We start from the raw sequence: 26,532 nt of genomic DNA, 5'->3' as shown, positions 1-26,532 counted from the left end.
AGACTGAACCTGCTCATTCTTCGACCGCCGAAACTGCTCAGTTTTCGAGCGCCGTCGACAAACCTGGACGCCCCGGGTGTAGACGCTTCCGTCACAGTGATCCGGCCAGTAGTTGATCTGGATGCAGGCCAGTGCCCGTCCTCGGTGGTAGTCGGCGCCGGGATCGGTCGGTGCGCTTTGGTAGAACCAGCCGCTCCAGGTGGTCGAACCCCAACCTTGGGAGTTGGCCGACGAGTAGTTGTACCAGCCCTGGGAACAGGACGTGTACTCCGGCGAGACGCAGATGCCGGCGTTGGACTGAGTGATGCTGCGCCCGTAGACCATGTGTCCATCCGTGCGCCGGTCATCGAGCCTGAAGGCGCTCAGTCCGCTGTATGCGCCCGCGTTGTTCAGACCAGTTCTCCAGGCAAAAGCGACGGCTCCACGCTCCGTGCCGTCGTAGTAGACCCTCAGCGGACTGCCGGTGTCGTTCGGGTACTGCCAGCTAGAGGCGATGGCAGGCGTGGCGGTGATGACGGCGGCGGCCACCAGGCTGGAGGCTGCGGCAACCCCTGTCGTAAGAAGTTGGTGCACAGGCGGTCCTTTCAAAGGGTGGTCATGGGGCCGCGTCGCGTCGCGATGACCGGCAGCGTTACGCGAGGCGTCCCCTCGGCATCCGAAGGTTCCCCCCCCCCACGCCCACGCGCAAGGCCTCCAGTGGCAATTTACCTACTCCAGACCGAAACGTGATCGCTCTGTGACCTGGCGCAGACGTGCCGTCACCGGGGACAGCGCCCACCCGGCCGGCTCTACCCTTGTCCCCATGACCCGACCCCACCTGTGGATCCGCGCCGAGGCCCGCCCCACCGAGCAGCGAGTGCCCATCGTCCCCGCTGACGCCGCCCGGCTGGTCGCCGACGGGTTCACGGTGACGGTCGAGGAGTCCCCGACCCGGATCGTGCCGCTGGAGGAGTACGTCGAGGCCGGCTGCGAGACCGCCCCGGCAGGCTCGTGGGTCGACGCGCCGGAGGGCGCGGTGGTCGTCGGCATCAAGGAGCTGCCGGAGCAGCCCACCGACCTGCAGCACACGCACGTCTTCTTCGCCCACGCCTACAAGGGTCAGGAGGGCGCCGAGGAGGTGCTCGACCGGTTCCGGCGCGGCGGCGGCGAGCTCCTCGACGTCGAGTACCTCACCGTCGACGGCAAGCGCGTCGTCGCCTTCGGCTTCTGGGCCGGGTATGTCGGTGCCGCGCTCTCCGTCCTCCGTCACCGCGGGCTGCTCGACGGCGCCGTGGCTCCGATGACCCGGGACGACCTCGACGCCCGGCTGCGCGAGAGCACGCCCACGACGCCGGAGCGCGCCCTGGTCATCGGCTCGCGCGGGCGCTCGGGCACAGGTGCCGTGGAGGCGCTGGGCGTGGCGGGCTGCGAGGTGACGCGCTGGGACCGTGCCGACACCAAGGTCCTGGACAGGCCCGCGCTGCTGGGGCACGACCTCCTGGTCAACTGCGTGGTGAGCCACGACAAGCAGGAGCCGTTCGTCAGCGCTGCCGAGGTCGACGCCCCGCGCCGGCTGCGCACGGTGGGTGACGTCACCTGCGACGTGACCTCCGAGGCCAACCTGCTGCCCTTCAACACATCGATCACGACGTGGGAGGAGCCGGTGCGTCGGTTCGGCACCGACGAGCACCCGCTCGAGGTCATCGCGATCGACAACCTGCCGTCCCTGCTGCCGCGCGAGTCCAGCGAGAGCTTCTCCGCCGAGCTCACGCCGCTGCTGCCGGACCTGGCGGTCCGCTCGGGCCCGTGGGCGGCGAGCCTGGAGTGGTTCCGCAAGCACGTGCACTGAACCAACGCGGGGTCGCAGAGCACCTCGATAACGATTCGATAACGCTCGCAAGGGACACGTCCCGGCGCCCTCCGCGCTCCCAAGGCGCGCGCGCGTAGCGCACCCACGCGGCCGATGCAAGGGGGACGGATCGAGTTGCGGACCTCGTTAGGTTGGCGGGGAACGCAAGGTCGACCCGAGGAGAACCCCATGTTCCGCACCCCCCGCACCGTCCGCCGCGCCCTGGGCGCGGCCGCCGTCACGGCCCTCGCCCTGGGCCTGAGCGCCTGCGGGGGTGACGACGGATCCTCAGGCGAGGCGGGCAACGAGCTCGGTCTCATCGAGGAGGGCACCCTGGTCGCCGCCATGAGCGGCGAGTTCCAGCCGTTCAGCTACTTCGAGGGCAACACCCTCACCGGCTTCGACCACGACATCGCCGTCGCCGTGGCCGAGGAGCTCGGCCTGGAGGTCCAGGCCGAGACCGGCGCCTTCGACACCCTCATCGGCGGCATCAAGGCCGACCGCTACGACGTGCTCATCGCCTCGATGACGCCCACCCCCGAGCGCGACGAGCAGGTCGACTTCACCGACGCCTACTACGTCTCCGGCGCCCAGGCGTTCGTCTCGTCCGGCTCCGACTGCAGCAGCCTGCAGGAGATGGACAAGCCCACCGTCGGGGTGGCGAGCGGCACGACATACCAGGACTGGCTCACCGACAACGGGGGCGACTGGCTGGGCGAGGTCCGCACCTTCTCCTCCGACGTCACCGCCCTGCAGGACGTCGCCGCGGGTCGCCTCGACGCGGCGATGACCGACCGCAACGTCGGCCTCTACCAGATCCAGGAGTCGGGGCTGGACCTCGTCGAGTGCGGGGCGCCGCTCTACACCGAGGAGCCGGCGTTCGCGGTCAAGGACGGCAACACCGCGCTGCAGGAGGCGCTCAACGAGGCGCTGGCCAGCATCAAGGAGGACGGCACCTACGCCGAGATCTCCGAGACCTACTTCGGCAAGGACATCTCCACGGTCGGTGGCGACTCCGGCGGGAGCACGGACGACGCCAGCCAGACCAGCGACAGCTGAGGCACCCGGCCCGTGCAGGACTTCCTCGAGCTGTTCGCGGAGTACGCCCCGCTGTTCGTCGACGCCACGTGGGTCACGCTCCGGCTGACCGCGGCGGCCCTGCTCATGGCCATGGTCGGCGGCGCGCTCGTCGCCGCCCTGGCCATGAGCCGGGTGCGGCCCCTGCGGTGGCTGGCGACGGCCTACATCGGGCTGGTCCGCGGCACCCCGCTCATCACCCAGATCTTCATCATCTACTTCGGCCTGGTCGCCATCGTCACGCTCCCGGCCTTCTGGGCCGGGGCTCTGGCGCTGGCCTTCCACAACTCCGCCTACATCGCCGAGATCTTCCGGTCCGGCTTCCAGGCGGTGCCGCGGGGGCTGACCGAGGCGGCGCGCTCGCTGGGTATGTCGCGTGCCAAGACCCTCAAGCGCGTCCAGGCACCCCTGGCGCTGCGCACGACGCTGCCGGTGCTGGGCAACCAGTACATCATCGCGGTGAAGGACTCCTCGCTCGTCTCCTTCATCGGGATGACCGAGCTCTTCCAGACCTCGCGCAACATGGCGGCGTCGACCTACGAACCCCTCACGGCGTACATCGTCGTGGCCATCTACTACCTGGTGATCGTGCTCGCGCTGACCGCCCTGGTCAGCTGGCTCGAGCACCGGCTCAGCGCGCACAGGAGGCCGGCAGCGGCATGAGCGAGCAGACGACACGTCCGGTCGTGCGGATGCGCGGCATCGTCAAGAGGTTCGGCGGCACCACCGTGCTCGACGGCATCGACCTCGACGTCCACGAGGGTGAGGTGGTCACGCTCATCGGCCCGTCGGGCGCCGGCAAGAGCACCTTGCTGCGCTGCGTCAACGGCCTCGAGCGCATCGACTCCGGCACCATCGAGGTGGACGGCGAGCAGCTGTCCTCCACCGAGAAGGGGTTGAACCACCTCAGGTCCCGGATCGGGATGGTCTTCCAGTCCTTCAACCTCTTCCCGCACATGACCGTGATGGACAACCTCACGGTCGCGCAGCGGGAGGTGCTGGGACGGTCGTCCGACGAGGCGCGCCAGCGCGGCGCGGCGCTGCTCGAGCGCGTCGGCCTGGGCAACCGGGCCGACGCCTACCCCGACCACCTCTCCGGCGGTCAGCAGCAGCGGGTCGCGATCGCGCGGGCGCTCGCGATGGACCCGGCGGTGATGCTCTTCGACGAGCCCACCTCCGCGCTCGACCCCGAGCTGGTGGGCGAGGTGCTCGACGTGATGCGCACGCTGGCGGACGAGGGCATGACGATGATGGTCGTCACGCACGAGATGCGCTTCGCCCGCCGTGCCGCCGACCGGGTCGTCCTGCTCGCCGACGGCGGGATCGCGGAGCAGGGGCCGCCGGAGCAGGTGCTCGACCACCCGACCAGCGACCGCGGCCGGGCGTTCCTGCAGCAGCTGGCCGAGCACTAGGCCAGCGGCAGCCCCACGGTGATCCCGTCGGGCCGGCCGGCCTCGATGAACCACTCGTCGCCGAAAGAGATCGCGAAGTGCTCGTCGGGCATCGACAGCATCATCCGGACGTCCTCCTGCGAGGCGTGGCGGGCGAGCGCGGCCCGCTTGACGGCGAGCACCGGCCGCACGTCGACCCGCCAGTGCAGCTCGGCCTCCGGGGTGCCGAGGGGGTTGCCGTCGTCGGCCGGGCCGTCCGGGTCCCACCCCGCCGCCTCCGGGGCGAGCCCGGCGGACCGGGCGGCCAGGAACTGGCGCCGCAGCTCGTCGCGGTTGAGCGTGCTCTCCAGCACGCGCGGGCGCCGGGCCGCCAGCTCGGCCGCCCGGTGCACCACCGGGTGGACCTTGACGTGGTCGGGGTGCCCGTAGCCGCCGTGCCAGTCGTAGCCCACGACGACGTCCGCGTCCTCCTGGTCGAGGACGGCCGCGAGCCGACCCGCCGCCTCCTCGAGGTCCGCGGTGTGGAATGACTCCTCGTGGGAGTTCTGGTCCCACCCCGACATCCCGGAGTCGGCGTAGCCGAGCCACTCGACGCGGGCGAGGCCCAGCAGCGCCGCCGACGCCTCCGCCTCGGCTCGCCGCCGCGCCACGACGGTCTCCCCGTCGGCCAGGTCGTCGGGCACCGTCCCGTGGTCGCCGTTCGTGGCGAACACGCAGACCGCCCGGTGTCCCGCGTCGGCCAGCAGGCGCATCGTGCCGCCGGTCCCCGAGGCCTCGTCGTCGGGGTGGGCGTGCAGGAAGACGAAGGTGCTCACGCGGTCAGGGTATGCGGTGCGCGCTCGCCCACCCGGCCGCCGCGTCGACCAGGGAGACCGTCCGCAGCCCGGGCAGCTGCTCCAGCGGCACCCATCGGACGTCGTCGGTCGAGCCGTCGACCTCGACGGTCAGCGTGCCGCCGGTGACCTCGGCGAGGTAGACCACCTGCAGACCCTGGAGCGGGCGCCCGCGGTCCGCGTGGTGGATCCGGTCCTCGGCGGCGACCCAGTGGTTGCGCACCCCGAGCAGACGGCTGAGCCGCACCTCCAGACCGGTCTCCTCACGCACCTCGCGCAGGCAGCACTCCTCGGGCGCCTCACCGGCCTCCATGCCGCCTCCCGGGAGGGTCCACCCGCTGTGCTCGCGACCCGTGGCCGCCCACTCCCGCCAGTGCGGGAGCAGGACCTGACCGTCCCGCTCGATCCACGCGTAGCAGCCCACCCGGGTGTCGAAATCCACGCACCGACCCTACGTGAGCGCATCTGACTACACTCCGTAGGACGTGAGGTATGCCGCACGCCGTGCGGCGCCTGCAGGGAAGGATGCGTGCGATGGGGCACCGCTGGACGATGCGTGGGACGCTGGTCGGACTGGCTCTGGCACTGATGGTCTCGTCGCCGGCCACGGCCCGACTGTCCGAGCCCGACGACGCCGGCGCAACGAGCTCCGTGACGACCGGGGTGGAGGTGGTGCCGGTGCCTGAGCGGCATACCTGGACGACGACAGCGGAGACCACCACGTCCACGCCCAGGCCGGTCGACGTGCCCCGTCAGCCCCTCGGGGCGTTCGAGGAGAGCACGCGCGAGCCGCAGCCGGTCCCCCAGGGCCTGCGCGCCTACGAGAGCGGCACGGTCCGGCGGGTGCCCTTCGGGCTGGTGGACTCCACCGGCGTCCGCGTCTTCCGCGCCGACTGGGAGGGCGACAAGATCTTCGACCACCCCGTCGCCCAGGCGCAGTACGCCCTCAGCGCGCTGGAGTCCTACCGACTCACGGGCGAGCAGCAGTACCTCGACGTGGCCCTCAAGAACGCCCAGCGGATCGTCGACCGCCGTCACGAGATCGACGGCGCGTGGTACTTCCCCTACGACTTCGACTTCGACCTCTACCGCAACGGGCGGGGCGTCCTCACCGCCCCGTGGTCGTCGGGGATGTCCTCCGGGCAGGCGCTGTCGGTCTTCGTGCGGCTGCACGAGGTCACCGGCGACCAGGCGTGGCGCGACGCCGCGGACCACACCTTCGCTGCCTTCCTGCAGGAGCCGGACGGCCGGGGCTAATTCAGCGCGTTCGGGGACACCGCCGGCCTGCTCTGGCTGGAGGAGTACTCCCGCTACCCGGTGATGGACAGCGAGCGGGTGCTCAACGGGCACATGTGGTCGATGTTCGGGATCTGGGACTACTGGAACATGAACGGCCAGGACCACCCGGAGGCCGAGCGTCTCTTCCGCGGGGCGTTGTACACCGTGGAGAAGACCGGGATGTCGGTCTTCCGCAGGATCGGCTGGACCAGCTACTACTCGGTGTGGCAGCACAAGCCGGCCCCGACCTACCACCAGTTCCACCAGCAGCAGTTCCTGCAGCTCTACCGCATGTCGCACGACTCGGTCTGGGTCTCGCGCGCGACGGCCTACCGCAACGACTGGCCGGAGTGGCGCAACACCACGGGCTTCGCCGTCATCACGCCGAGGACGACCGTGGCCTACCGGCTGGACGACGGCGCGGCGCACATCAAGGACCGGTCGATGAAGATCCTCGAGACGAAGCGGATCACCGTCTCCAACGTCACCGGGGCGGCCTACGACCGGCGGGGCAAGGTCCCCGGCGGGCCCAAGGTGATCCGCCTCAGCGCGGGCTGGCTCGAGGACTGGTGGGTACCCGAGGCCTACGGCAAGGCGTGGTCACGCCAGCTCGTCGAGCACCACGCCTACGGGCCCGACATCCGGCTCTACGTCGCCGCCGACACCAGCCTGGCCGTCTACCGCTACGACGCGAACGGCGACAAGGTCGACGGCAAGCTCGTCACGCTGCGCGCGGGGCAGTACTACCCGGCGGACCGCTCGGCGATCACCGGCGGGCGCGCGTCCTACCACCTCACCGGTGGCGGGCTGAGCGACTGGTGGCTGCCGGTGCAGCCGTCCGTGCTGGTCCACCGCAACCCCGGCTGGCGGGTGGGCTAACCGCAGGCCGCGTCCTCGAGCGCCGCGATCCCGGCGAGGTCGCCGTCCCCCAGCCCGGTCTGGCCGTTGCTCTCGGCCGCCATCAGCTGGTCCGGGTCGTCGGTGTGCCCGAGCCCCAGCACGTGCAGGAGCTCGTGCAGGACGACCGACTCCTCGTCGACCCCGGCCCACCAGCCGCGCGGCAGCTCCCGATCGACGACCACCATCCCGCCGACCGCCCGACCGCCTCCTCCCGGCCCGCTGAGGTATGACGCGCCCCCCACCCCGGCCACGGGGCCGGCGAGCGCGGGCACCTCGTCCTCGTCGGCCCAGCCGAGCAGCACGGGGCCCGCGCGACGGTCCAGGAAGTCGCGCTCGTCCGTCTCCCCAACCACCTCGACGGTGAACGAGCTCACCTCGTCGAGCCGGTGGGTGGCCGAGGCGACGAGCTCGGCATACCCCTCCGGGGCGCCCTCGGGGTTGACGAGGATCTCGATGCGCTCCTCGCACGCCCAGGTGAGGGGCGCGCCCGAGGAGCTGGTGGACATGAAGGTGTAGCCGTCCCCGCCCGAGCCCGGCACGCCGTCGAGGCTGTCGTGGCGGACCACGGTGTCGCGGACGTCGCCGAGGTCGAGGGTCGGGGACAGCCACACGGCGCCGCCGATGACCAGGGCGACGACCAGCAGGGTCGCCACCAGGCCGGAGCCGGCGCCACGTTCGGTCATGGGACCAGTGTGGGCCACGCGCCGAGGTCGTCCCGCGACGATCGTCACGCGAGAGTCAGGACCCCTCCCGAGTCTCGCGTGGCGATCCCTGCGGGACGCCCGGGCTACTGGCCCAGGCCGGAGAGCAGGTCCTCGAAGTCGGTGACGTCCTCCTCGAGGGTGGTGCCGGACGAGCGGCGGCGGGCCGGCTCCAGGTCCTGCACGAATCCCCCGACCGCACCCGTCTCGGCGACCACCAGGGCCGCGAGCTCGGAGGCCGCACGTGCGACGCGGCGGCCCAGCTCGGCCGACCCGCCGCCGCCGAAGTCCTCGGTGGCAGCGAAGACGCCGGTCGGCACGACGACGGCGCGCAGGTAGCTGAACAGCGGCCGCAGCGCATGGTCGAGGACGAGCTGGTGGCGAGCGGTGCCCGCGGTCGCGGCGATGAGCACCGGCATGCCGTTGAGCGCGTCGGTGTCGAGCACGTCGATGAACATCTTGAACAGCCCGGAGAAGCTGGCCGTGAAGACCGGCGTCACCGCGATGAGCCCGTCGGCGGAGGACACCAGGTCCCGGGCCGCCGTGACGGCGGGCGTCGGCATACCGCCCGTGGTCATCGTGGTGGCGAGGTCGTGAGCCAGCTCGCGCAGCTCGATCACCTCGACCTCGAGGCCCTCGCCGCGGGCGGTGACCTGGGCGGTCACCGCCTCGGCGATCTGGTCCGCGAGGAGACGGGTGGAGGAGGGCCGGGAGAGGCCGGCGGTGAGGACGACGATGCGGCGGCTCATGTCAGCTCCGGGTGGTGACGTTGGTCGTGTCGGTGGTGGTGCCGGTGGTGATGCCGGACGCCGCGGCCGTCGCCTGACGGGCGGGGGCCACGAGGTGGTGCTTGCCCTCGGGACCGGCGGCGACGAGCGAGGCGTGGGTGGGCGGGTCGCTCGGGACGTGCGCGGGACGGCGGGCCTCGAACTCCTTCCGGAGCACCGGGACGACCTCGGTGCCGAGGATCTCGATCTGCTCGAGGACCGTCTCGACGGGCAGGCCGGCGTGGTCCATGAGGAAGAGCTGACGCTGGTAGTCACCCACCGCGTCGGCGAAGCCCAGCGTGCGCTCGATCACCATCTCCGGCGTGCCCACCGTGAGCGGCGTCGCGCGGGTGAACTCCTCCAGGCTGGGGCCGTGGCCGTAGACCGGGGCGTTGTCGAAGTAGGGGCGGAAGACCCGCTTGGCCTCGGCCTCGGTGCCGGCCATGAAGACCTGTCCCCCGAGCCCGACGATCGCCTGGTCGGCGGATCCGTGGTGGTAGTGCTCGAAGCGGCGGCGGTAGAGCTTGACCATCTGCGCCGTGTGCTCGATGTTCCAGAAGATGTTGTTGTGGAAGAAGCCGTCGCCGTAGTAAGCGGCCTGCTCGGCGATCTCGGTCGAGCGGATCGAGCCGTGCCAGACGAACGGCGGGGTGTCGTCCAGCGGGCGGGGCGTGGAGGTGAAGCCGCGCAGCGGGGTGCGGAACTTGCCCTCCCAGTCCACGACGTCCTCGCGCCAGAGGCGGCGGAGCAGGTGGTAGTTCTCGATCGCGAGCGGGATGCCCTGGCGGATGTCCTTGCCGAACCACGGGTAGACCGGGCCGGTGTTGCCGCGGCCCATCATCAGGTCGGTGCGGCCCTTGGCCAGGTGCTGGAGGAAGGCGTAGTCCTCCGCGATCCGGACCGGGTCGGTCGTGGTGATGAGCGTGGTGGAGGTGCTGAGGATCAGCCGCTCGGTCTGGGCGGCGATGTAGGCCAGGTGCGTGGTCGGGGCGCTCGGCACGAACGGCGGGTTGTGGTGCTCGCCGGTCGCGAAGACGTCGAGCCCGACCTCCTCGGCCTTGAGCGCGATGCGCGTCATCGCCTCGATGCGCTCGCCCTCGCTGGGCGTGCGGCCGGTCGTGGGGTCGGTGGTGACGTCACCGACGCTGAAGACACCGAACTGCATGACCCTCTCCTCGGAGTAATTGACGAATCAACTATCTCAACAGTGCACCATCCCGACCTATTCCAGCAACCCGGCAGCCCGGGCTGCGGCGACCGCCGCCGTCCGGCTCTCGGCCCCGAGCTTGACGAAGACGTGGTTGAGGTGGGTCTTGACGGTGGCCTCGCTGACGACCAGCCGCCGCGCCACCTCCCGGTTGGACAGCCCGTCGGCGACCAGGCGGAGCACCTCCAGCTCGCGCGCCGACAGCTCGGCCCTCCGCACCCGCATCGTCGTGACGACGCGCTCGGTCAGCTCAGGCCCGAGCAGCGTCTCCCCGCGGGCCGCCGCCCCGATGGCGGCCACGATCGCCGTGGGTGCGGCGTCCTTGAGCAGGTAGCCCGCCGCACCCGCCTCGACGGCGCGCACCAGGTCGGCGTCGTGGTCGTAGGTGGTGAGGATCAGCACGGCCGGCGCGGCCGCAGGACGCGCTCGCACCGCCCGGGTCACCGCCACGCCGTCCGGACCCTCGCCCAGCCGCAGGTCGCACAGGATGACGTCGGGACCGAGCTCGGCGGCGAGACGGATGGCCTCCTCGCCGCCGCCCGCCTCCCCCACGACCTGCAGCCCGGGCTGGACGCCCAGGAGCGCGGAGAGCCCGGCCCGCACCACCGGGTGGTCGTCCACCACGAGCACGCGCACCGGGACCCCCTCCCCCGGGTATGCCGTCGCGCCGGTCACGAGCGCCCCGCCCCTCCGGCGCCGCCCGGCCGGGCCAGGGGCACCGAGGCGCTGACGGCCGTGCCGCCACCGGGCTCGGACTCGATGTCGAGGCCGCCGCCGAGCTCACGGAGCCGCTGGCGGGAGGCGCGCAGGCCGTAGCCGCCCCGGGCCACGTCCGGCGCCTCGGTCAGCGTGGCGGGGTCGAAGCCGAGACCGTCGTCGACCACGTCGAGCCGCACCGAGTCCTCCACCTCGGCGACGGTCACCACCACCTGGCCGGCCCTCGCGTGCTGACGGACATTGGCCAGGGCCGACTGCGCCACCCGCAGCAGCGCGACCTCGACGACCGGCGGGAGCGCGGCGACGTCACCCTCGACCCGGACCTCGCCGGCCACACCGGTCTCCTCCTGGACCCTCGCGACGAGGCGACGGAGCGCCTCGACCAGCCCCGACTCCAGCGGGGCGGGGGCGAGGGCGCCGACGACCCGCCGTGCCTCCTCCAGCCCGTCCGCGGCCGAGGTCTCGATCTGCGTCAGCAGGCGACGCCCGGCCTCGGCGTCCTGGGTGGCGACGCCCGCGCGGGCGAGCAGCAGGATCGAGGAGAAGCCCTGGGCGAGCGAGTCGTGGATGTCGCGGGAGAGACGGGTGCGCTCGGCGAGAACGCCCGCCGAGCGCTGGGCCTCCGCCAGCTCGGCGTGCAGCAGCTCCGACTCCTCCTGCGCCGCGACGAGCGAGGCGACCAGGCGCTCGCGCTCCAGCCCGTCGCGCACGAGCAGCTGCTGCCCGCGCGAGAGGGCCAGCGCGAACACCATCCCCACGGCCGGACCGACGACCTCGGCGACCGTGAGGCCGCCCGGCCAGGGCCGCAGGACGACGACCGCGAGCACGAGCACGCTGACGGCCACCCCCAGGCGCAGCGGGAGCAGGTGCGCCGCCAGCAGCCAGAGGGAGAAGGCCACCCAGATGAGCTCCGGGGAGACCGCGACCGTCAGCAGCCAGCAGACCACCAGCCCCAGGAACCACCACCCGCCCGGCCCGACGCGGCGCGGCGCCGTCCCGACGGACGAGAGGTGCGGCGCACCCCCCGGGCCCGAGGCCGCGCGGTGCGCGCCCACGGCATACCAGAGAAGCAGGAGCGCGGTCGCGCCGGAGAGCGCGGCGGGGTGTGCGCCGGTGGCGAGCGCACGCCAGACCCCAATGACCACCAGGGCGCCGAACAGCACGTGCTGCACCAGCGCCAGGCGGCGGATCATCGCGGGTGTCGTGGTGCTCACCACCTCATGGTGTCAGGACGAGCTCGCGCCCGTCGTGCGCGGCCGCGGCCGGAAACCTGGGGTCCTGCGGGCGGCTCGGCCACCAGATCCGGTCGCCGACCAGGGCGATGACGGCCGGCACGAACAGGGTGCGGACGACGAGCGTGTCGACGACGACCCCGAGCCCGACGATGAGGCCCAGCTGGCCCAGCGTGATGAGCGGCAGCACGCTGAGCGCGGCGAAGACTCCCGCCAGCACGATGCCCGCGCTGGTGATGACGACGCCGGTGGTGCTCACCCCGCGGACGACGGCGCCGCGGGTCCCGAGCGCCCGCACCTCCGAGCGGACCCGGTGGACCAGGAAGATCGTGTAGTCGATCCCCAGCGCCACGAGGAAGAGGAAGGCCAGCAGGGGTACGTCGGTGTCCAGCGCCTCCCAGCCGAAGAGCGTCCGGCCGATCCAGGCTCCTGCGCCGATCGCGGCCAGGGTGCTGGCGACGTTGACGGCAAGCAGCACCAGCGGGGCGACGAGCGAGCGGAGCAGGACCGCGAGGACGACGGCCACGACGCCGAGCACGAGCGGGGCGACGAGGAAGAGGTCGGCGCGGGCGGCGTCGCGGGAGTCGACGTCGGTCACCGCGGACCCGCCGACGAGGGCGTCGGCGCCGGGCACGGAGCGGACCGTCTCGCGCAGCCGCTTCACCAGGTCGCGCTCGGCCTGGCTGCCGGGTGCGCCGTCGCTGACGACGGTCAGGGTGGCGACCTCGCCGCGCGAGGTGGTCTCGCCGGCCGCGCTGGGGCGGACCATCTCGACACCGTCGACGGCGGTGACCGCCTCGGTCACGGCCTCCAGCTCGGCCGCGGCGGTGACGATCGTGAACGGGGCCGCGCTGCCGGCCGGGAAGTGGTCGGCCACGACCTCGAGACCCGTGGCCGCCCCGGAGGCGCCACGGAAGCGGTCCACCTGGCTCAGGCCGACCTGGGTGCCGAGCAGACCGGTGGTCATCACGGCGAGCAGGACGAGCCCGGCGGCGAGCACCTGCCAGGGGCGACGGACGACGCCCGCGGCGACGCGGCCCCAGATGCCGCGGTCGGCACGACCGTCGTGACCGGTCTCGTCCGCACGCCGGTCCGGGCGGGGCACGAAGGGCCAGAAGGCGCGCCGGCCGACGACCGCCAGGGCTGCGGGCAGGACGAACACGACCGAGGCGAGGGCGACGACCAGGCCGACGGCTGAGGCGATGCCCAGGCCGCGGGTCCCGGGGAGGGAGGCGAAGGCGAGGGTGGACAGGGCGAGCACGACGGCGACGTTGCTCGCCAGGATCGCGGGGACGCTGCCCCGCCAGGCGGCCCGGAGCGCCTCACGGTGGTCCTCATGGCGGTGGAGCTCCTCGCGGTAGCGGGAGATGAGGAGCAGCGCGTAGTTGGCGCCCGCGCCGAAGACGAGGACGCTGATGATGCCGCTGTCGAAGCTGAGATCGAGCGCCTGGCCGACGGCCTTGGTCACCAGCCCCGCGACCTGGTCGGCCAGCCCGACGACGACGAGGGGGACCAGCCAGAGCACCGGCGAGCGGTAGGTCAGCAGGAGCAGCAGGCCGACGATGCCGACCGTGACGAGCAGGAGGGTGACGTTCGCACCGTCGAAGGAGGCGGCGATGTCGGCGCCGAAGGCGGAGCCACCTGTGGTCTGGGCCTCGAGCCCGGCGGGCAGGCCCTCGACGACCGCCCCGCGCACGTCGTCGACCACGGACCGGAGCGCGTCGTTGTCGGTGGGGTCCAAGCGCACCGGCACCTGGACCATCCCGGCCTCGCCGTCCTCGCTCATGATCGGCCCGAACGCCTGCTCGCCCTCGGCGGCGGGGAGCGTGCCGGACAGCGCCTTGAGGCCCTGCTGGTCCGCGGCGGTCAGGGCGGAGCCGTCGGTGCGGGTGGCGATGACGACGAGGGTCTGGACGTCGGCGCCGGGCAGCTCCTGGACGAGCTCGGAGACGGTGCTCGACTCAGAGGTGCTCGGCGCGGCCCCGTGGCCGGCGGCCACCTCGGCACCGCGCAGCCCGCCGATCAGCCCGACGGCGACGACGAGACCGAGGAGGAGGGTGAGCCAGGCCGAACCGCGGCCGGTCAGGAGGTGGGGAAGACGGTGGGAGAGCATGTCTTCGACGGTAGGAAGAGCACCCCTTCCTGCTCTGCCCGTCCGCCTCAACCCTTCGGTTGATCCTGCCCCCCACCCCGCCGAACGCGCCGAATAGTTGCCCGAGGCCAGCACTCCGGCAGCAACGCCTGTCCGGTCGGGCACTAACGCCTGTCCGGTCGGGCAGCAACGCCTGTCCGGTCAGGCAGCAACGCCTGTCCGGTCGGGCACTAACGCCTGTCCGGTCGGGCACGAACGCCGTCGAACAGGCCCGCCCGCCCGAACATCTCCGCCGTCTGCCGGGCGGTCGGCGTCCCGCCGTCCGGGTCGGCCCCGTGCTCCACGAGAACCGAGATCACCTCCGGCACCCCCTTGAAGACCGCCCCCGCGAGGGGCGACTGCCCGCGGTCGTTGAGCCGGTCGACGTCAGCCCCGCGCCGCGCCAGCTCACCCACGAGTGCCGCGTGCCCGTGGTAGGCCGCGAGCATCAGCAGGGTGTTGCCGGCCGGGTCCGTGAGGTCGACCGGCGCGCCGGCGTCGACATAGGCGACTAGCCGCTCCGCCTGCCCCTGCCGGGCGAGGTCGAAGAGCGCGTGCGCGAGGTCGACGGTCTCCTGGTCCGGGTGCTCGCTCATGCCTCGTGAGCCTACGCACCCGTCAGCCCAGCGCGTAGACGTCCATCACCCAGCCGTGCTCCGCACGGATCCGCGCCCGCACCCGGGCGATCTCGTCGACCACGTCCGCGAGCCGCCCGGAGCGCAGCTCCTGCTGCGGCAGCCCCAGGCAGGCGCCCCACCAGATCGTGAGGTCCGGCGCCTCCCCGACGAGCTCGCGACAGGCCAGGCCACCGTCGAGCATGACCACGACCCGCCCGAGCTCGACGCCGCCCGCGCGCGCCGCGCGCCACTCCTGCACGAGCCGCCGCCCGGTGGTCACGTGCACCGGCTCGCCCACCTCGTGCAGCACGGTGCCCTGCGCGGCCGCCAGCGCCTGGAAGGCCGAGATGCCCGGCACCACCCGCACGTCGAGCGGCACCCGGACCCGCTCCGCGACCGCGTCGACCACCCGGATCGTGCTGTCGTAGAACGCCGGGTCCCCCCACACCAGGAAGCCCACGACCAAGCCAGGGTCGAGACCGTCGAGCACCTCGGCATACCTCTGCGTGCGGGCCCGGTGCCAGGCCCGCACCCCCTCCAGGTATGCCGCGCGCCCGGCGGGGTCGCGCCGCTCACCGTCCCCCCGGGGCGGGTCGGGCACGCGCACGACCTGATAGCTGCCGGGCGGGAGATGCGCGGCGAGCACCGCAGTGCGGGCCTCGAGCAGGCCTCGTGCGTCGCGCGACCCGTCGGCCTCCTTGTCCGCGACGAGGAAGACGTCGACCTCGCGGAGCGCGTCGACGGCCTGCAGGGTCAGGTGGCGGGGGTCGCCGGCGCCGATCCCGACGACGTGGACCCGGCGCACGCTCACGGGCTGCGGGCTCACTCCTCCAGCTGCCCCTCGACGTCGAGGTAGACCTCCTGGAGCTGGCGGACGAGCTCGGGGTCGGGCTCCTCCCACAGGCCGCGGTCGATCGCCTCGGTCAGCCGCTCGACGATCGAGCGCAGCGCCCACGGGTTGGCGTGCTTGAGGAAGTCCTGGGTCGCCTCGTCGAGCACGTAGGACTGGCTGAGCGCGGCATACATCCAGTCCGGGACGACCCCGGCGGTCGCGTCGAAGCCGAAGACGTAGTCGGTCGTCGCCGCGAGCTCGAAGGCGCCCTTGTAGCCGTGGCGGCGCATCGCCTCGATCCAGCGCGGGTTGACCACGCGCGACCGGAAGACGCGTGCGGTCTCCTCGCGCAGCGTGCGGGTGCGCACGTCGTCGGGGGTCGTGGAGTCGCCGACGTAGGCGCGGGGCGCGGCGCCGGTGAGCGCGCGGACGGTGGCGACCATGCCGCCGTGGTACTGGAAGTAGTCGTCGGAGTCGAGGATGTCGGACTCGCGGTTGTCGACGTTCTTGGCCGCGACCTGGATGCGGCGGTAGGTGCGCTCCATCTCCTCGCGGGCCGGGGCGCCGTCGAGGCCGCGGCCGTAGGCGTAGCCGCCCCAGGCGGTGTAGACCTCGGCGAGGTCCTGGTCGTCGCGCCAGGTGCCGGCCTCGACGACCTGCAGCACGCCGGCGCCGTAGGTGCCGGGCTTGGATCCGAAGATCCGGGTGCGGGCCCGGCGGGCCGCGGCCTCGTCGTCACCGCCCTCGGCCAGGTCGGCCCGCACGTGCGCCCGGACGTAGTTGTCCTCGTCGCTCTCCTCCAGCCCGGCGACCAGCGCGACCGCGTCGTCGAGGAGCGCCACGACGTGCGGGAACGCGTCGCGGAAGAAGCCGCTGATCCGCACCGTGACGTCGATGCGGGGCCGGCCCAGCTCGGCGAGGTCGACCGGCTCGAGGCCGACGACGCGGCGGGACTGCTCGTCCCAGACCGGGCGCACGCCGAGCAGCGCCAGCACCTCGCCGACGTCGTCGCCGGAGGTGCGCATCGCGCTCGTGCCCCACGCGGAGAGCCCGACCGAGCGCGGCAGCTCGCCGGTCTCCGCGCGGTAGCGCTCGAGCAGCGACTCGGCCATCGCCACGCCGGTCTCGTAGGCCAGCCGGCTCGGGATCGCCTTGGGGTCCACGGAGTAGAAGTTGCGCCCCGTCGGCAGCACGTTGACCAGCCCGCGCAGCGGCGAGCCGGACGGGCCGGCCGGCACGTAGCCCCCGTCGAGCGCGTGCAGCACCATCGACAGCTCGCCCGTGGTCTCGCGCAGGCGGGGCACGACCTGGGTGCAGCCGAAGCGCAGCGAGGCCTCGACCCCGGCGCGGTCCACGGAGGCGAGGTATGCCGCGTCGCCGGGCGACGTCATACCGTCCAGGACGGCCGTGGTCACCTCGGGCACGGCGTCGGCGTCCCAGCCGGTCGCGGCGACCGCTTCGACGAGCGCGCGCGCGACCTCCTCGACCCGGTCGGTCCGCGCGGTGCCCTCCGCGCCCTCGCCACCCGCCAGGCCGAGGGCGGAGCGCAGGCCGGGGACGCCGTCGCCGGAGCCGCCGAACATCTGGCCGGCGCGCAGGATCGCGAGCACGAGGTTGACCATGCCCTCGTCCTGCGGCGCCTGGCCGAGCACGTGCAGGCCGTCGCGGATCTGCACGTCCTTGATCTCGCAGAGCCAGCCGTCGACGTGCATGACCAGCTCGTCGAAGCCGTCGGCGTCGTCGAGGTCGACGTCCTCCTCGAGGCCGAGGTCCTGGTGCATCTCGGCGGCCTTGAGCAGGGTCCAGATCTCGCCGCGCAGCGCCGGGGCCTTGGCGGGGTCCATGACCGAGACGTTGCCGTACTCGTCCAGCAGCTGCTCCAGGCGCGCGATGTCGCCGTAGCTCTCGGCCCGCGCCATCGGCGGCACGAGGTGGTCGACGATCGTGGCGTGGGCGCGGCGCTTGGCCTGGCTGCCCTCGCCGGGGTCGTTGACGAGGAAGGGGTAGATGAGCGGGACGTTGCCGAGCGCGGCGTCGAGGCCGCACTCGGCCGACAGCGCGAGGTTCTTGCCCGGCAGCCACTCGAGGTTGCCGTGCTTGCCGACATGGACGATCGCGTGCGCGCCGAACTCCTCCTCGATCCAGCGGTAGGTCGCCAGGTAGTGGTGGCTCGGCGCCAGGTCGGGGTCGTGGTAGATCGCGACCGGGTTCTCCCCGAAGCCGCGCGGCGGCTGCACGAGGACCGTGACGTTGCCGGCCCGCAGGGCCGCGGCGACGATCGCCGGCTCCTGGCCGGCGGTGCCGCGGTCGACATACAGCTCGCCGGGGGCGGGCCCCCAGGCCCGGGTCATCGGCTCGCGCAGGCCCTCGGGGAGGGCGTCGAACCACGCGGCATACCGGCTCGCGGGGATGCGCACGTGGTGCTCGGTGAGCTGCTCCTGCGTGAGCCACTCCGGGTCCTGCCCGCCCGCGGCGATGAGGGTGTGGATGAGCGCGTTGCCGGCGGTGGTGTCCGGGTCCTCCCCGTCGACCGGCTCGAGCAGGTCCGCGTCGAGGCCCGGTATGGCGCCGCGCTCGCCGAGATCGTAGCCGGCGTCTCGCATCGCGCGGAGCAGGCGGACCGTGGAGACCGGGGTGTCGAGGCCGACCGCGTTGCCGATGCGCGAGTGCTTGGTCGGGTAGGCCGACAGGACGACGGCGACCCGGCGTTCGGCGGGCGGGGTGTGGCGCAGCCGGGCGTGGGCGACGGCGATGCCCGCGACGCGGGCGCAGCGCTCGGGGTCGGGGACGTAGGCCGGCAGCCCGTCCTCACCGAGCTCCTTGAAGGAGAACGCGACGGTGACGATCCGCCCGTCGAACTCGGGCACCGCGACCTGGGTGGCGACGTCGAGCGGCGACATGCCGTCCGGTGACTCCGCCCACTGCTCGCGTCCCCAGGTCAGGCACAGACCCTGCAGGATCGGTATGTCGAGGCGCGCCAGGGCCTCCACGTCCCAGGACTCGTCGTCCTGGCCCGCGGAGGCCGTGGCCGGGCGGGTGCCGCCGGCGGCGAGGACGGTGGTGACGAGCGCGTCGAGGGTGCCCAGGTGCTCGAGCAGATCCTCGGGGGCCTCGCGCAGGGAGGTGGCGTGGATGACCTCGGCGTGGCCGCCCGCGGCGTCGACGGCGTCGGCGAGCGCGTGGACGTAGGCGGTGTTCCCGGCGGCGAGCTGGGCGCGGTAGAAGAGGATGCCGACGCGGGGGCGGGGCGCTGCGGTGCCGGTCGGGCCGGTCGGGCGGGGCTCAGGTGCGGGACGCTCGACGACGCCCCAGGCGGGCAGCGCGGCGGGCGGCTCGAAGCCCTCCCCGGTCAGCAGCAGGGTGTCGGAGAGGAAGCGGTGCAGCTGGGTGAGGTTGTCCACCCCGCCCTCGGCCAGGTAGCGGTGCGCCTCGTGGGCCACGCCGGCCGGCACCGTCGAGAGCTCCATCAGCGCGGCGTCGGGCGACTGCTCGCCCCCGAGGACGACGAGCGGCGTCGCGGTGAGGCCGCGCAGGACCGGCGGCACGTCGTCCGGGCCGCCGAGGATGCGCACGACCACCACGTCGGCGCGCGCGGCCAGCTCGGCCAGCGCCGCCTCGTCGGTGCGGACCGGGTTGGCGTAGAGGTAGTCGGCGTCGGCCGCGCGGGCGCACAGCAGGTCGGTGTCCGACGTCGAGACGAGCGCGATCGTGGGCATGGTGGACGGCATGGCCGGAGCCTCCTGCGGGGTCCGCGCCCCGCGGTCGAGAACGGGACCCGCGACCACGCCGCGGGCCGGCCGACCCGACGTCTCTGACTCACCGCGTCGTGCGCGGCTCACAGTGGCGGGACCGTCCCGGACTTGCACCGGGTTCCGTGCTGGATCAGCCGGGCTGATCTAACCACGGGACGGGCCGGCTCCCGGCTCCGCCTAGAGTGTGCGCCCGTGAGGGGACCCATGACCCGCGGCGGAGCCGACCGCTGCCCCGGCCTGAGCAGGCCGTTCGTGTCCGGCGACGGCGCGATCGTGCGCGTGCGGGTGCCCGGTGGCGCCGTGACCACCGCCGCGCTGGCGACGCTGAGCAGGATCGCCGCACGGCACGGCGGCGACCCCGACCTGAGCGTGACCTCCCGCGGCGCCCTCCAGCTGCGCGGCCTGCCCGACCCGCTGCCTGCGCCCCTCGTCGACGAGCTGGTCGCGACCGGGCTCTTCCCCTCGGCCGCCCACGAGCTGGCCCGCAACGTCCTCGCCGACCCCTTCGACCCGGTCGCGGCGGAGGTCGCCGCAGCCTACGACGCGCTGCTGCTGGACGACCCGCTGCTCGGCGGGCTCCCCGGCCGCTTCCTGGTCGGCGTCGCCGGCCCCGCCGGGTGGGTGCTCGGCGCGCCGCTGGACGTCGCCTGGCTGCCCGACGAGATCCGCGTCGCCGGCCACCGCGCGCCCTGCTCGGCCGACCGCGCGCCCGCGGCGCTCGCCGCGACCGGACAGGCGTTCCTGCACGTCCGGGCCGGCGACCCGGGGATCTGGACGGTCGCTGACCTCACGGCCGACGCCCGGGCCGAGCTGCTGCGGCTGCTGTCGGAGGAGCTCGACCTCGAGCCGATGGCCGCCGTGCCCGCACCCTCGCCGCCCTCCCCCGGCGTCCACGGCGCCGACGACCTGCTCGTCGGTCTCCCCCTCGGTCTCCTGACGCCCGAGCAGGTGCGCGTCCTCGCCTCGGTCACGGAGCAGGTCCGGGTGACCCCGTGGCGGTCCGTGGCGCTCACCGGCGGTGCCCGGTATGCCGATCAGCTCGCCTCGGTCGGCCTGCTCGTCGACGCCACCTCGGCCGCCACGCGCGTGACCGCGTGCCCGGGCGCGCCCTCGTGCCACCGTGGCCGCACCCCGACCGTGCCGTTCGTGCGGGAGGTGCTGCCGCGCCTGGTGGCCGACGGCCCCCGGATCCACGTCGTCGGCTGCGGGCGCGGCTGCGGCCGACCCGCGCAGGACCACGTGCTCGTGCTGGAGCCGGAGGGGCCGGGCGCCGTGCTGGCGGCGGACCGGACGGGCCGGGCGGGCACGGCATACCCCCAGGAAGGAGGCCCGCGATGACCGACGGGCTGCGCGCGCCGACGAGGCGCTACGACTACGAGACGGACGGGGCAGCGATCTACGAGCGGTCGTTCGCGACGGTGCGGGCCGAGGCGGCCGGGGCGCTGGCCGGGCTCGACCCCGCGCTCGCGACCGTGATGGTGCGGGTGATCCACGCCGCCGGCGACGTCGAGGTGCACCGGGACGTCGCCGCCCACCCGGGCGTCGTCGCCGCCGCGCGGGACGCGCTGCGGGCGGGGGCGCCGGTCCTGACCGACTCGCACATGCTGGCCTCGGGGATCACGAGGCGCCGGCTGCCGGCCGACAACGAGGTGGTCTGCACGCTGCGCGACGAGCGCGTGCCCGGTCTGGCGCAGGCCTGGTCGACGACGCGCGCCGCCGCTGCCGTGTCGCTGTGGGAGCGGCACCTGGAGGGCGCGGTCGTCGCGATCGGCAACGCCCCGACGGCGCTGTTCCACCTGCTCGAGATGATCGCGGACGGGGCACCGCGTCCGGCGGCCGTCGTCGGGATGCCGGTCGGCTTCATCGGTTCGGCGGAGTCCAAGCGGGCCCTGGCGACGCACGAGCTCCCGGGTGGCGGGCAGGTGCCGTGGCTGGTCGTGCACGGGCGGCGCGGCGGGTCGGCCATGGCGGCCGCGGCGGTCAACGCGCTGGCGACCGAGGCGGAGATCGCGTGAGCGGGGGCGAAGGCGGGGGCGAGGGCCGGCTCTACGGCATCGGCGTCGGGCCGGGCGACCCGGAGCTGCTCACGCTCAGGGCCGCGCGCATCCTGGGCTCGGCGGACGTCGTCGCCTTCCACGCCGGCACGGGGCGCACGAGCAACGCGCGCTCGATCGTCGCCCACCTGCTGCCCGAGGGAGTGGTCGAGGAGGAGCTGCGCTACCCCGTCACGACAGGGTCCACGGACCATCCGGACGGCTACTACGGGGCGCTGACCGACTTCTACGAGGAGTGCGCCGAGCGACTCGAGGCCCACCTGGCGCAGGGGCGCACCGTCGCCCTCGTGGCCCTGGGCGACCCGCTGTTCTACGGCTCCCCGATGTACGTCCTCGACCGTCTCTCCCCGCAGTGGCCCACCGAGGTCGTGCCCGGCATCACGTCGCTCAGCGCCGCCACCGCCGCTGCCAGCACCCCGCTGTGCCGCCACGAGGACACGCTCACCGTGCTGTCGGGGACGCTGCCGGTGCCCGAGCTGGCCCGTCGCCTGGCCGACACCGACGCGGCCGTGGTCATGAAGCTCGGTCGCACCTTCGCCGGCGTGCGGGAGGCGCTGCGGCAGGCGGGCGTGCTCGACCGGGCGGTCTACGTCGAGCGGGCCTCGGGTGCCGGCCAGCGCGTCCTGCCCGCGGCCGACGTGGACCCGGGCACCGTGCCCTACCTGTCGCTCGTGCTCGTCCCCGGTCAGGACCTGCGTGCCGACGACGCGGGGCGGGCGGGCAGCCGCCGCGAGCCGACCAGGCGCGGCACGGCCACCGCCACGACGAGTTCAAACGGGACCACCACCGGCACCGTGCACGTCGTGGGTCTGGGTCCGGGGCCGGACAGGTGGCTCTCTCCCGAGGCGGCCGAGGTCCTGGGTCGGGTCGACCACGTCATCGGCTACGCGCCCTATGTGGCGCGGGTGCCCCAGCGCCCCGGGCTCACCCGGCACGCCAGCGGCAACACCGTCGAGCTCGACCGCGGCAGCCTGGCGCTCGACCTCGCCCTCCGCGGCGAGGACGTCGCCGTCGTCTCCGGCGGCGACGCCGGGGTGTTCGGGATGGCGACCGCCGTCTTCGAGAGCCAGGCCCAGGACGAGGCGAGGTATGCCGCCGTGCCCGTGCACGTCATACCCGGGATCACCGCGGCGCACGCCGCCTCCGCCCTGGCCGGGGCGGTGCTCGGCGGGGACCATGCGCTGGTCAACCTCTCGGACAACCTCAAGCCGTGGGAGGTGCTGGCCGAGCGGCTCCTGGCCCTCGTGCGGGCGGACCTGGCGGTGGCCCTCTACAACCCGCGTTCGCGCAGCCGTCCCGACACTCTCGGCGCCACGCGGCAGCTGCTGATCGACGCGGTCGGTCCGGACCGGGTGGTCGTCGTCGCGCGTCAGGTCGGGCGCGACGGTGAGGAGCTGCAGGTCACGACGCTGGGCGGCCTGGACCCGGAGACCGTCGACATGGGCTGCACGGTGATCGTGGGCGCCTCGAGCACGCGCGTGACCCCGGACGGGCGGGTGTGGACGCCGCGTGCGGTCGCGGCGGTGCCGTCCGTCGGCGGCTGATGGACTCTGGAGGGCTCGCGCCGAGGTGTGTGACAGACCGGATCCGCCGATGAGCGAGAGGTTCCATTCGGGCTCTGCTGGAGCCATAATGGCGCCATGCCCAACATCCAGATCAAGAACGTCCCGGAGGAGACGCACGCCGTCCTGAAGGAGCGCGCGTCGGCAGCCCACCAGTCGCTCCAGGAGTACCTGCGCGCCCGGCTGATCCGGGACGCCCAGCAGCCGACGCTGGACGAGGTCCTCGAGCGAGCCGGGAACCGAGCCGGCGGCAAGCTACCACTGGCCGACGCGGTGAGCACGCTGCGGTTCGAGCGTGCTCGTCGTTGACGCCAGTGTCCTGGCCGTCGCCCTGCTCGACGACGGACCGGACGGAGACCACCTCCGCGCGCGGCTGCGCGGGGAGGACCTGGCGGCGCCGAGCCTGATCGACCTGGAGGTCGTGTCGGTGTGGCGAGGACTCGCGCGCAGCGGCCAGCTGGACGCTCGGCGTCTCGCCTTCGCCCTGGACGACCTGCGCGCCCTGCCGCTGCAGCGGGTCGATCACAGAGCGCTGCTCATGCGCTGCTGGGAGCTGCGGGAGAACCTGACCGTCTACGACGCCTCCTACGTCGCACTGGCCGAGGCCTTGCAGGCAACACTCCTGACCGGAGATCGGCGCATCGCGCGAGCCCCAGGCCCGACATGCCCCATCGAAGTCGTCAAGCCCCCCTCGCGTCCTCACTGACATGCCGCGGGTGGTGCGGCGGCCCGCGGTCTGTCTGCCCCTTCTAGCCGTAGGTTGAGGCATGGCCTATGACGCCGTTGCAGAAGGCCTCCGACTCATCGAGTCTCGCGAGCTCACTCCGGTGAGGAGCCTGAGCCGCCGTCGCCGGCATGCCGCGATGGCGGTCGACGTCTCCGACGACGTAGCGGTGACCATGTTCGCGCGCAGGAGCGTGGGCTGCAACGTCGAGGAAACTCATGTCTTTGCTCGTCACGACGGTGAGTGGGTGATCCTCGGCGGTGGTGGCGGTGGAGCACTGGATGACGACGCCCTCCACGAGCGGCCTGCAGAACTGCCTGCCCGCAGGAGCGCAAGCCTTGGTGTGGATCCCCGGATCCTGGCGCTGGAAGGCGCCGGCGGCATCCTGGACGGTCATCACAAAGGGTGGTGGACCACCCGCGGGCGGTGGATTAACTACGTCCTCGTGCGGGTCAACGTAGACGTTGCCCATCTCGTCCTCGAGGGTCGGCAGATCGCGGTTCCATGGCATGGGCGATGCGTCGTCGCCTGGCCCGGGCGACGCGCGCAACGGCTGTCGATTCTCGGCCACGACGGCCGACAGTTGGGACAGGTCAGGCTCAACCCCTCGCCCTAGGAAACATCCGGAAGTGCCACCTTCAGAATGGTGATTGTGCACCCGTCCGACTGATGCCACGCTGCGGGACATGAACCGGAGGAAGCTCGGATGCTGGTTGCGACTCGGTCACGCATGGAGGGTTCTGGATCACGCCGACGCCGACCGACTTCTTGAGTGCCGTCGATGCGGGGAACTGAAGACGCCGACACTGCCCGGACCGCCTTCGTGGTGATCGCACCGGCCAGGCGGACTTCTCCGTCAAGCCGCCAGTCTCGGCCGTCGTCCGAACGCCCGCTCTTGCCACTGTGAACGTGTGGCGTCCGACCATGCCGCTGTGAACGCGTGGCGTCCGACCATGCCGCTGTGAACGCGTGGCGTCCGACCATGCCGCGCGTCGGTCGTCTCGAGTTTGCATCGATCATCTCCGGGTCACGATGGTTCATGAACAACTTCCAGATCACCTCCGCCCTCGTTCCAATTTCGACCGACGACCCCTCCGTTGCCGCGCTGCGCCAGGCGGTGGCCGCGCACCTTGCCCGTTACACCGGGCAGACGCGTACGCACACCGAGTCGCACCTGCGCGCCTTCCTGAACTGGTGCGCCGAACGTCGGCTGGACCCGCTGGCCGCCCACCGGGTGCACGTCGAACTGTACGTGCGGTGGATGCAGGAGAACCGCCGGTACAAGCCGTCCACGATCTCCCGGAGGCTGTCCGTCGTCATCGGGTTCTACCGCACGGCCGTCATCGACTGTGTCCTGACCGCCTCCCCGGCCGACCACGTCCGCCGCCCGCACGTGCCACCCGAATCACCCACCCTGGGCCTGTCCCACCTGCAGTTCGAGGCGATGCTCCAGGCCGGCCGCGCCAGCGCCAACATCAACGACTTCGCCCTCGTCACCATGCTCGGCCTGCTCGGACTGCGGATCTTCGAGGCGTGCGGCGCGAACATCGAGGGCCTGCGTGAGGAGCACGGCCACCGGGTCCTCAAGGTCCGTGGCAAGGGAGGCAAGGTCGTCCTGACACCCCTGCCGCCAGCCGTGCAGCGTGCGATCGAACGCGCCGTCGACCGCCGTGAAGAAGGACCGATCCTGCGCAACCGGCAGGGCGGGCGGATGGACCGGCACGCCGCGACCCGTCGCCTGCACCACCTGGCTGACGACGCCGGCATCAACCTCCCCCGGATGCACCCGCACATGCTCCGCCACACCTTCGTCACCACCATGCTCGATGCCGGCGTGGACCTGCGCGACGTCCAGATCGCCGCGCGCCACGCCGACCCCCGCACCACCATGCGCTACGACCGAGCACGCACGAACCTCGACCGTCACCCCAACTACATCCTGGCTGCCTACATGGCCTCCGGCACCTGAGGGAGGCGAGGGAACTGCCGCGACGAGGGTTGGGGTGAACCGGAGACCGTTGCGTCGTGGTACTGCCGATAGTACCGTTGTAGGAGTGCCGTCCGTTGCCAAGATCCTGGCTCAGATGCGAGCCAACCCGAGCAACATCCGGTACGAGGATCTCGCCAAGGTGTGCGAGCACAACTTCGGCCCACCCAGGACCAGCGGCGGCTCGCACGCCGTGTTCAAGACCCCGTGGCCCGGCGACCCGCGAGTGAATATCCAGAACGACCACGGCAAGGCCAAGCCGTACCAGGTCCGCCAGGTCCTGGCAGCGATCGAGAAGAAGGAGGCAGCCCAGTGAGCGCCACGATGCCCGACGTCTCGCACTACACCTACCGCGTCAGCTGGTCTCCCGAGGACGAGGAGTTCGTCGCCACCTGCCTTGAGCTGCCCTCCCTGTCCTGGCTCGCCCCCACACAGGACGAGGCCTTGCACGGCCTGCGCGATCTGGTGCACGACGTCGTGGAAGACCTGCACCTCAGCAGCGAGTCGATCCCCGAGCCATTGTCCTCACGGGCCTACTCGGGCAAGTTCAACCTCCGCGTCGGCGAACGACTCCACCGCCAACTAGCGATCAAGGCAGCCGAAGAACACCTCAGTCTCAACCAGTACGTCGTCCGCAAACTTGGCGACGCATCCTGAGCCGACACATCCTGTACTGCCGCGTGGAGGACGGCTACGCTCGCCCGACCTGCCGCGGGTCGCCCGCCTGCCATCCGCCGTCCAGCCTTCCCTGCGCCATATTTTCGTTATACGCTTTGTTCATGGCAGGTGATGACCGAGTGACGGATGAGCAGATCCAGAAGTGGGCTGACCAGGCCGAGGCCGGGTACGACGTGGAGGAGCTCAAGCGCCGCGGGCGAGGACGCCCCGGCCGTGGAGCTGAGCCGATGCAGGTGATCGCCGTGCGCCTTACGTCCGCGGAGA

The 26,532-nt window shown here is 72.7% G+C and carries 26 protein-coding genes, 1 pseudogene and 1 riboswitch; of the genes and pseudogenes, 15 read left to right on the top strand and 12 right to left on the bottom strand.

The genetic code is table 11. From position 1 onward, the window contains the following. Nucleotides 1-528 (bottom strand): hypothetical protein (locus IEV65_RS15420; protein WP_188432335.1); only part of this gene is annotated, 528 nt, incomplete at its 3' end. 274 nt (nucleotides 529-802) lie between these two features. Between IEV65_RS15420 and IEV65_RS15415 the strand changes: the two genes are divergently transcribed. The 4 genes from IEV65_RS15415 to IEV65_RS15400 all read left to right on the top strand — a co-directional run bounded on the left by IEV65_RS15415 (nucleotide 803) and on the right by IEV65_RS15400 (nucleotide 4,317). Then, nucleotides 803-1,828, top strand: coding sequence for a saccharopine dehydrogenase (locus tag IEV65_RS15415; RefSeq protein ID WP_188432333.1), 1,026 nt, complete (start codon nucleotides 803-805; stop codon nucleotides 1,826-1,828). Between the two features lie 189 nt (nucleotides 1,829-2,017). Continuing rightward, on the top strand, nucleotides 2,018-2,887 hold the full coding sequence (locus IEV65_RS15410; RefSeq protein WP_188432331.1) for a transporter substrate-binding domain-containing protein: 870 nt from the start codon (nucleotides 2,018-2,020) through the stop codon (nucleotides 2,885-2,887). Between the two features lie 12 nt (nucleotides 2,888-2,899). Further along, nucleotides 2,900-3,568 carry an amino acid ABC transporter permease gene (locus IEV65_RS15405; protein WP_188432330.1) on the top strand — a complete coding sequence of 223 codons (669 nt, stop codon included), beginning with the start codon at nucleotides 2,900-2,902 and terminating at the stop codon, nucleotides 3,566-3,568. Continuing rightward, nucleotides 3,565-4,317 (top strand): amino acid ABC transporter ATP-binding protein, encoded by a 753-nt coding sequence (locus tag IEV65_RS15400; protein ID WP_188432328.1) that lies wholly within the window; start codon nucleotides 3,565-3,567, stop codon nucleotides 4,315-4,317. The genes IEV65_RS15405 and IEV65_RS15400 overlap by 4 nt, the downstream gene beginning before the upstream one ends. On the opposite strand, the gene IEV65_RS15395 is transcribed toward IEV65_RS15400, so the two are convergent. Beyond that, on the bottom strand, nucleotides 4,314-5,111 hold the full coding sequence (locus IEV65_RS15395; protein WP_188432327.1) for a PIG-L family deacetylase: 798 nt from the start codon (nucleotides 5,109-5,111) through the stop codon (nucleotides 4,314-4,316). The two genes, IEV65_RS15400 and IEV65_RS15395, sit on opposite strands and share 4 nt — an antisense overlap. A 4-nt stretch (nucleotides 5,112-5,115) precedes the next feature. Then, nucleotides 5,116-5,571 carry an NUDIX hydrolase gene (locus IEV65_RS15390; protein WP_188432326.1) on the bottom strand — a complete coding sequence of 152 codons (456 nt, stop codon included), beginning with the start codon at nucleotides 5,569-5,571 and terminating at the stop codon, nucleotides 5,116-5,118. 50 nt (nucleotides 5,572-5,621) lie between these two features. Between IEV65_RS15390 and IEV65_RS15820 the strand changes: the two are divergent. Further along, nucleotides 5,622-7,286: pseudogene (locus IEV65_RS15820) on the top strand (D-glucuronyl C5-epimerase family protein). Here IEV65_RS15820 and IEV65_RS15375 read toward each other — a convergent pair. The 9 genes from IEV65_RS15375 to cobN all read right to left on the bottom strand — a co-directional run bounded on the left by IEV65_RS15375 (nucleotide 7,283) and on the right by cobN (nucleotide 19,227). Next, nucleotides 7,283-7,990 (bottom strand): matrixin family metalloprotease, encoded by a 708-nt coding sequence (locus tag IEV65_RS15375; RefSeq protein ID WP_188432319.1) that lies wholly within the window; start codon nucleotides 7,988-7,990, stop codon nucleotides 7,283-7,285. The pseudogene IEV65_RS15820 and the gene IEV65_RS15375 sit on opposite strands and share 4 nt — an antisense overlap. Before the next feature lie 104 nt (nucleotides 7,991-8,094). Further along, the gene (locus tag IEV65_RS15370; RefSeq protein ID WP_188432317.1) at nucleotides 8,095-8,757 is read right to left on the bottom strand and encodes an FMN reductase; all 663 of its coding nucleotides are present in this window, start codon (nucleotides 8,755-8,757) and stop codon (nucleotides 8,095-8,097) included. A 1-nt stretch (nucleotide 8,758) separates the two neighbouring features. Then, on the bottom strand, nucleotides 8,759-9,940 hold the full coding sequence (locus tag IEV65_RS15365) for an LLM class flavin-dependent oxidoreductase (protein ID WP_188432315.1): 1,182 nt from the start codon (nucleotides 9,938-9,940) through the stop codon (nucleotides 8,759-8,761). Nucleotides 9,941-9,997: 57 nt separating this feature from the next. Beyond that, complete coding sequence (locus tag IEV65_RS15360; protein WP_229735348.1) at nucleotides 9,998-10,657, bottom strand: response regulator; 660 nt, start codon at nucleotides 10,655-10,657, stop codon at nucleotides 9,998-10,000. Beyond that, nucleotides 10,654-11,913, bottom strand: coding sequence for a sensor histidine kinase (locus IEV65_RS15355; protein WP_229735347.1), 1,260 nt, complete (start codon nucleotides 11,911-11,913; stop codon nucleotides 10,654-10,656). Before IEV65_RS15355 ends, IEV65_RS15360 begins: the two co-directional genes overlap by 4 nt. A gap of 4 nt (nucleotides 11,914-11,917) precedes the next feature. Further along, nucleotides 11,918-14,044 (bottom strand): MMPL family transporter, encoded by a 2,127-nt coding sequence (locus tag IEV65_RS15350; protein ID WP_188432313.1) that lies wholly within the window; start codon nucleotides 14,042-14,044, stop codon nucleotides 11,918-11,920. 209 nt (nucleotides 14,045-14,253) lie between these two features. After that, nucleotides 14,254-14,658: an ankyrin repeat domain-containing protein gene (locus IEV65_RS15345; RefSeq protein WP_188432311.1), complete on the bottom strand. Its 405-nt coding sequence runs from the start codon at nucleotides 14,656-14,658 to the stop codon at nucleotides 14,254-14,256. A gap of 22 nt (nucleotides 14,659-14,680) precedes the next feature. Further along, a complete protein-coding gene (cobF, locus tag IEV65_RS15340; RefSeq protein WP_188432309.1) occupies nucleotides 14,681-15,505 on the bottom strand; it encodes a precorrin-6A synthase (deacetylating) in 825 nt (274 codons plus the stop codon). Next, nucleotides 15,502-19,227, bottom strand: a complete 3,726-nt coding sequence (cobN, locus tag IEV65_RS15335; RefSeq protein ID WP_188432339.1) for a cobaltochelatase subunit CobN — start codon at nucleotides 19,225-19,227, stop codon at nucleotides 15,502-15,504. Before cobN ends, cobF begins: the two co-directional genes overlap by 4 nt. Nucleotides 19,228-19,318: 91 nt before the next feature. Beyond that, a riboswitch (cobalamin riboswitch) is annotated at nucleotides 19,319-19,385 on the bottom strand. 70 nt (nucleotides 19,386-19,455) lie between these two features. Between cobN and IEV65_RS15330 the strand changes: the two genes are divergently transcribed. The 10 genes from IEV65_RS15330 to IEV65_RS15815 all read left to right on the top strand — a co-directional run. Beyond that, the gene (locus tag IEV65_RS15330; RefSeq protein WP_188432307.1) at nucleotides 19,456-20,601 is read left to right on the top strand and encodes a ferredoxin-like domain-containing protein; all 1,146 of its coding nucleotides are present in this window, start codon (nucleotides 19,456-19,458) and stop codon (nucleotides 20,599-20,601) included. Continuing rightward, a complete protein-coding gene (locus tag IEV65_RS15325; protein ID WP_188432305.1) occupies nucleotides 20,598-21,278 on the top strand; it encodes a precorrin-8X methylmutase in 681 nt (226 codons plus the stop codon). The genes IEV65_RS15330 and IEV65_RS15325 overlap by 4 nt, the downstream gene beginning before the upstream one ends. Continuing rightward, complete coding sequence (locus IEV65_RS15320; RefSeq protein WP_188432303.1) at nucleotides 21,275-22,861, top strand: precorrin-2 C(20)-methyltransferase; 1,587 nt, start codon at nucleotides 21,275-21,277, stop codon at nucleotides 22,859-22,861. Before IEV65_RS15325 ends, IEV65_RS15320 begins: the two co-directional genes overlap by 4 nt. Before the next feature lie 96 nt (nucleotides 22,862-22,957). Continuing rightward, a complete protein-coding gene (locus tag IEV65_RS15315; protein ID WP_188432301.1) occupies nucleotides 22,958-23,188 on the top strand; it encodes a FitA-like ribbon-helix-helix domain-containing protein in 231 nt (76 codons plus the stop codon). Next, nucleotides 23,175-23,585: a type II toxin-antitoxin system VapC family toxin gene (locus tag IEV65_RS15310; RefSeq protein ID WP_188432299.1), complete on the top strand. Its 411-nt coding sequence runs from the start codon at nucleotides 23,175-23,177 to the stop codon at nucleotides 23,583-23,585. Before IEV65_RS15315 ends, IEV65_RS15310 begins: the two co-directional genes overlap by 14 nt. 61 nt (nucleotides 23,586-23,646) lie before the next feature. Beyond that, nucleotides 23,647-24,219, top strand: a complete 573-nt coding sequence (locus tag IEV65_RS15305; protein ID WP_188432297.1) for a hypothetical protein — start codon at nucleotides 23,647-23,649, stop codon at nucleotides 24,217-24,219. A gap of 345 nt (nucleotides 24,220-24,564) precedes the next feature. Next, entirely contained in the window at nucleotides 24,565-25,572 is a 1,008-nt protein-coding gene (locus IEV65_RS15300; RefSeq protein ID WP_229735346.1) for a tyrosine-type recombinase/integrase, read from the top strand. 85 nt (nucleotides 25,573-25,657) lie between these two features. Beyond that, nucleotides 25,658-25,906, top strand: coding sequence for a toxin HicA (locus IEV65_RS15295; RefSeq protein WP_188432295.1), 249 nt, complete (start codon nucleotides 25,658-25,660; stop codon nucleotides 25,904-25,906). Continuing rightward, nucleotides 25,903-26,247 (top strand): type II toxin-antitoxin system HicB family antitoxin, encoded by a 345-nt coding sequence (locus tag IEV65_RS15290; RefSeq protein ID WP_188432293.1) that lies wholly within the window; start codon nucleotides 25,903-25,905, stop codon nucleotides 26,245-26,247. The genes IEV65_RS15295 and IEV65_RS15290 overlap by 4 nt, the downstream gene beginning before the upstream one ends. Nucleotides 26,248-26,369: 122 nt before the next feature. Next, nucleotides 26,370-26,532: antitoxin (locus IEV65_RS15815; RefSeq protein WP_229735349.1), on the top strand; the 163-nt coding region annotated here is incomplete at its 3' end.

It is taken from the genome of Ornithinimicrobium tianjinense, assembly GCF_014636495.1.
GTDB lineage: Bacteria > Actinomycetota > Actinomycetes > Actinomycetales > Dermatophilaceae > Ornithinicoccus > Ornithinicoccus tianjinensis.
Note: the sequence above shows the minus strand (reverse complement) of the source record. Positions and strands in the feature narration are given on the sequence as shown.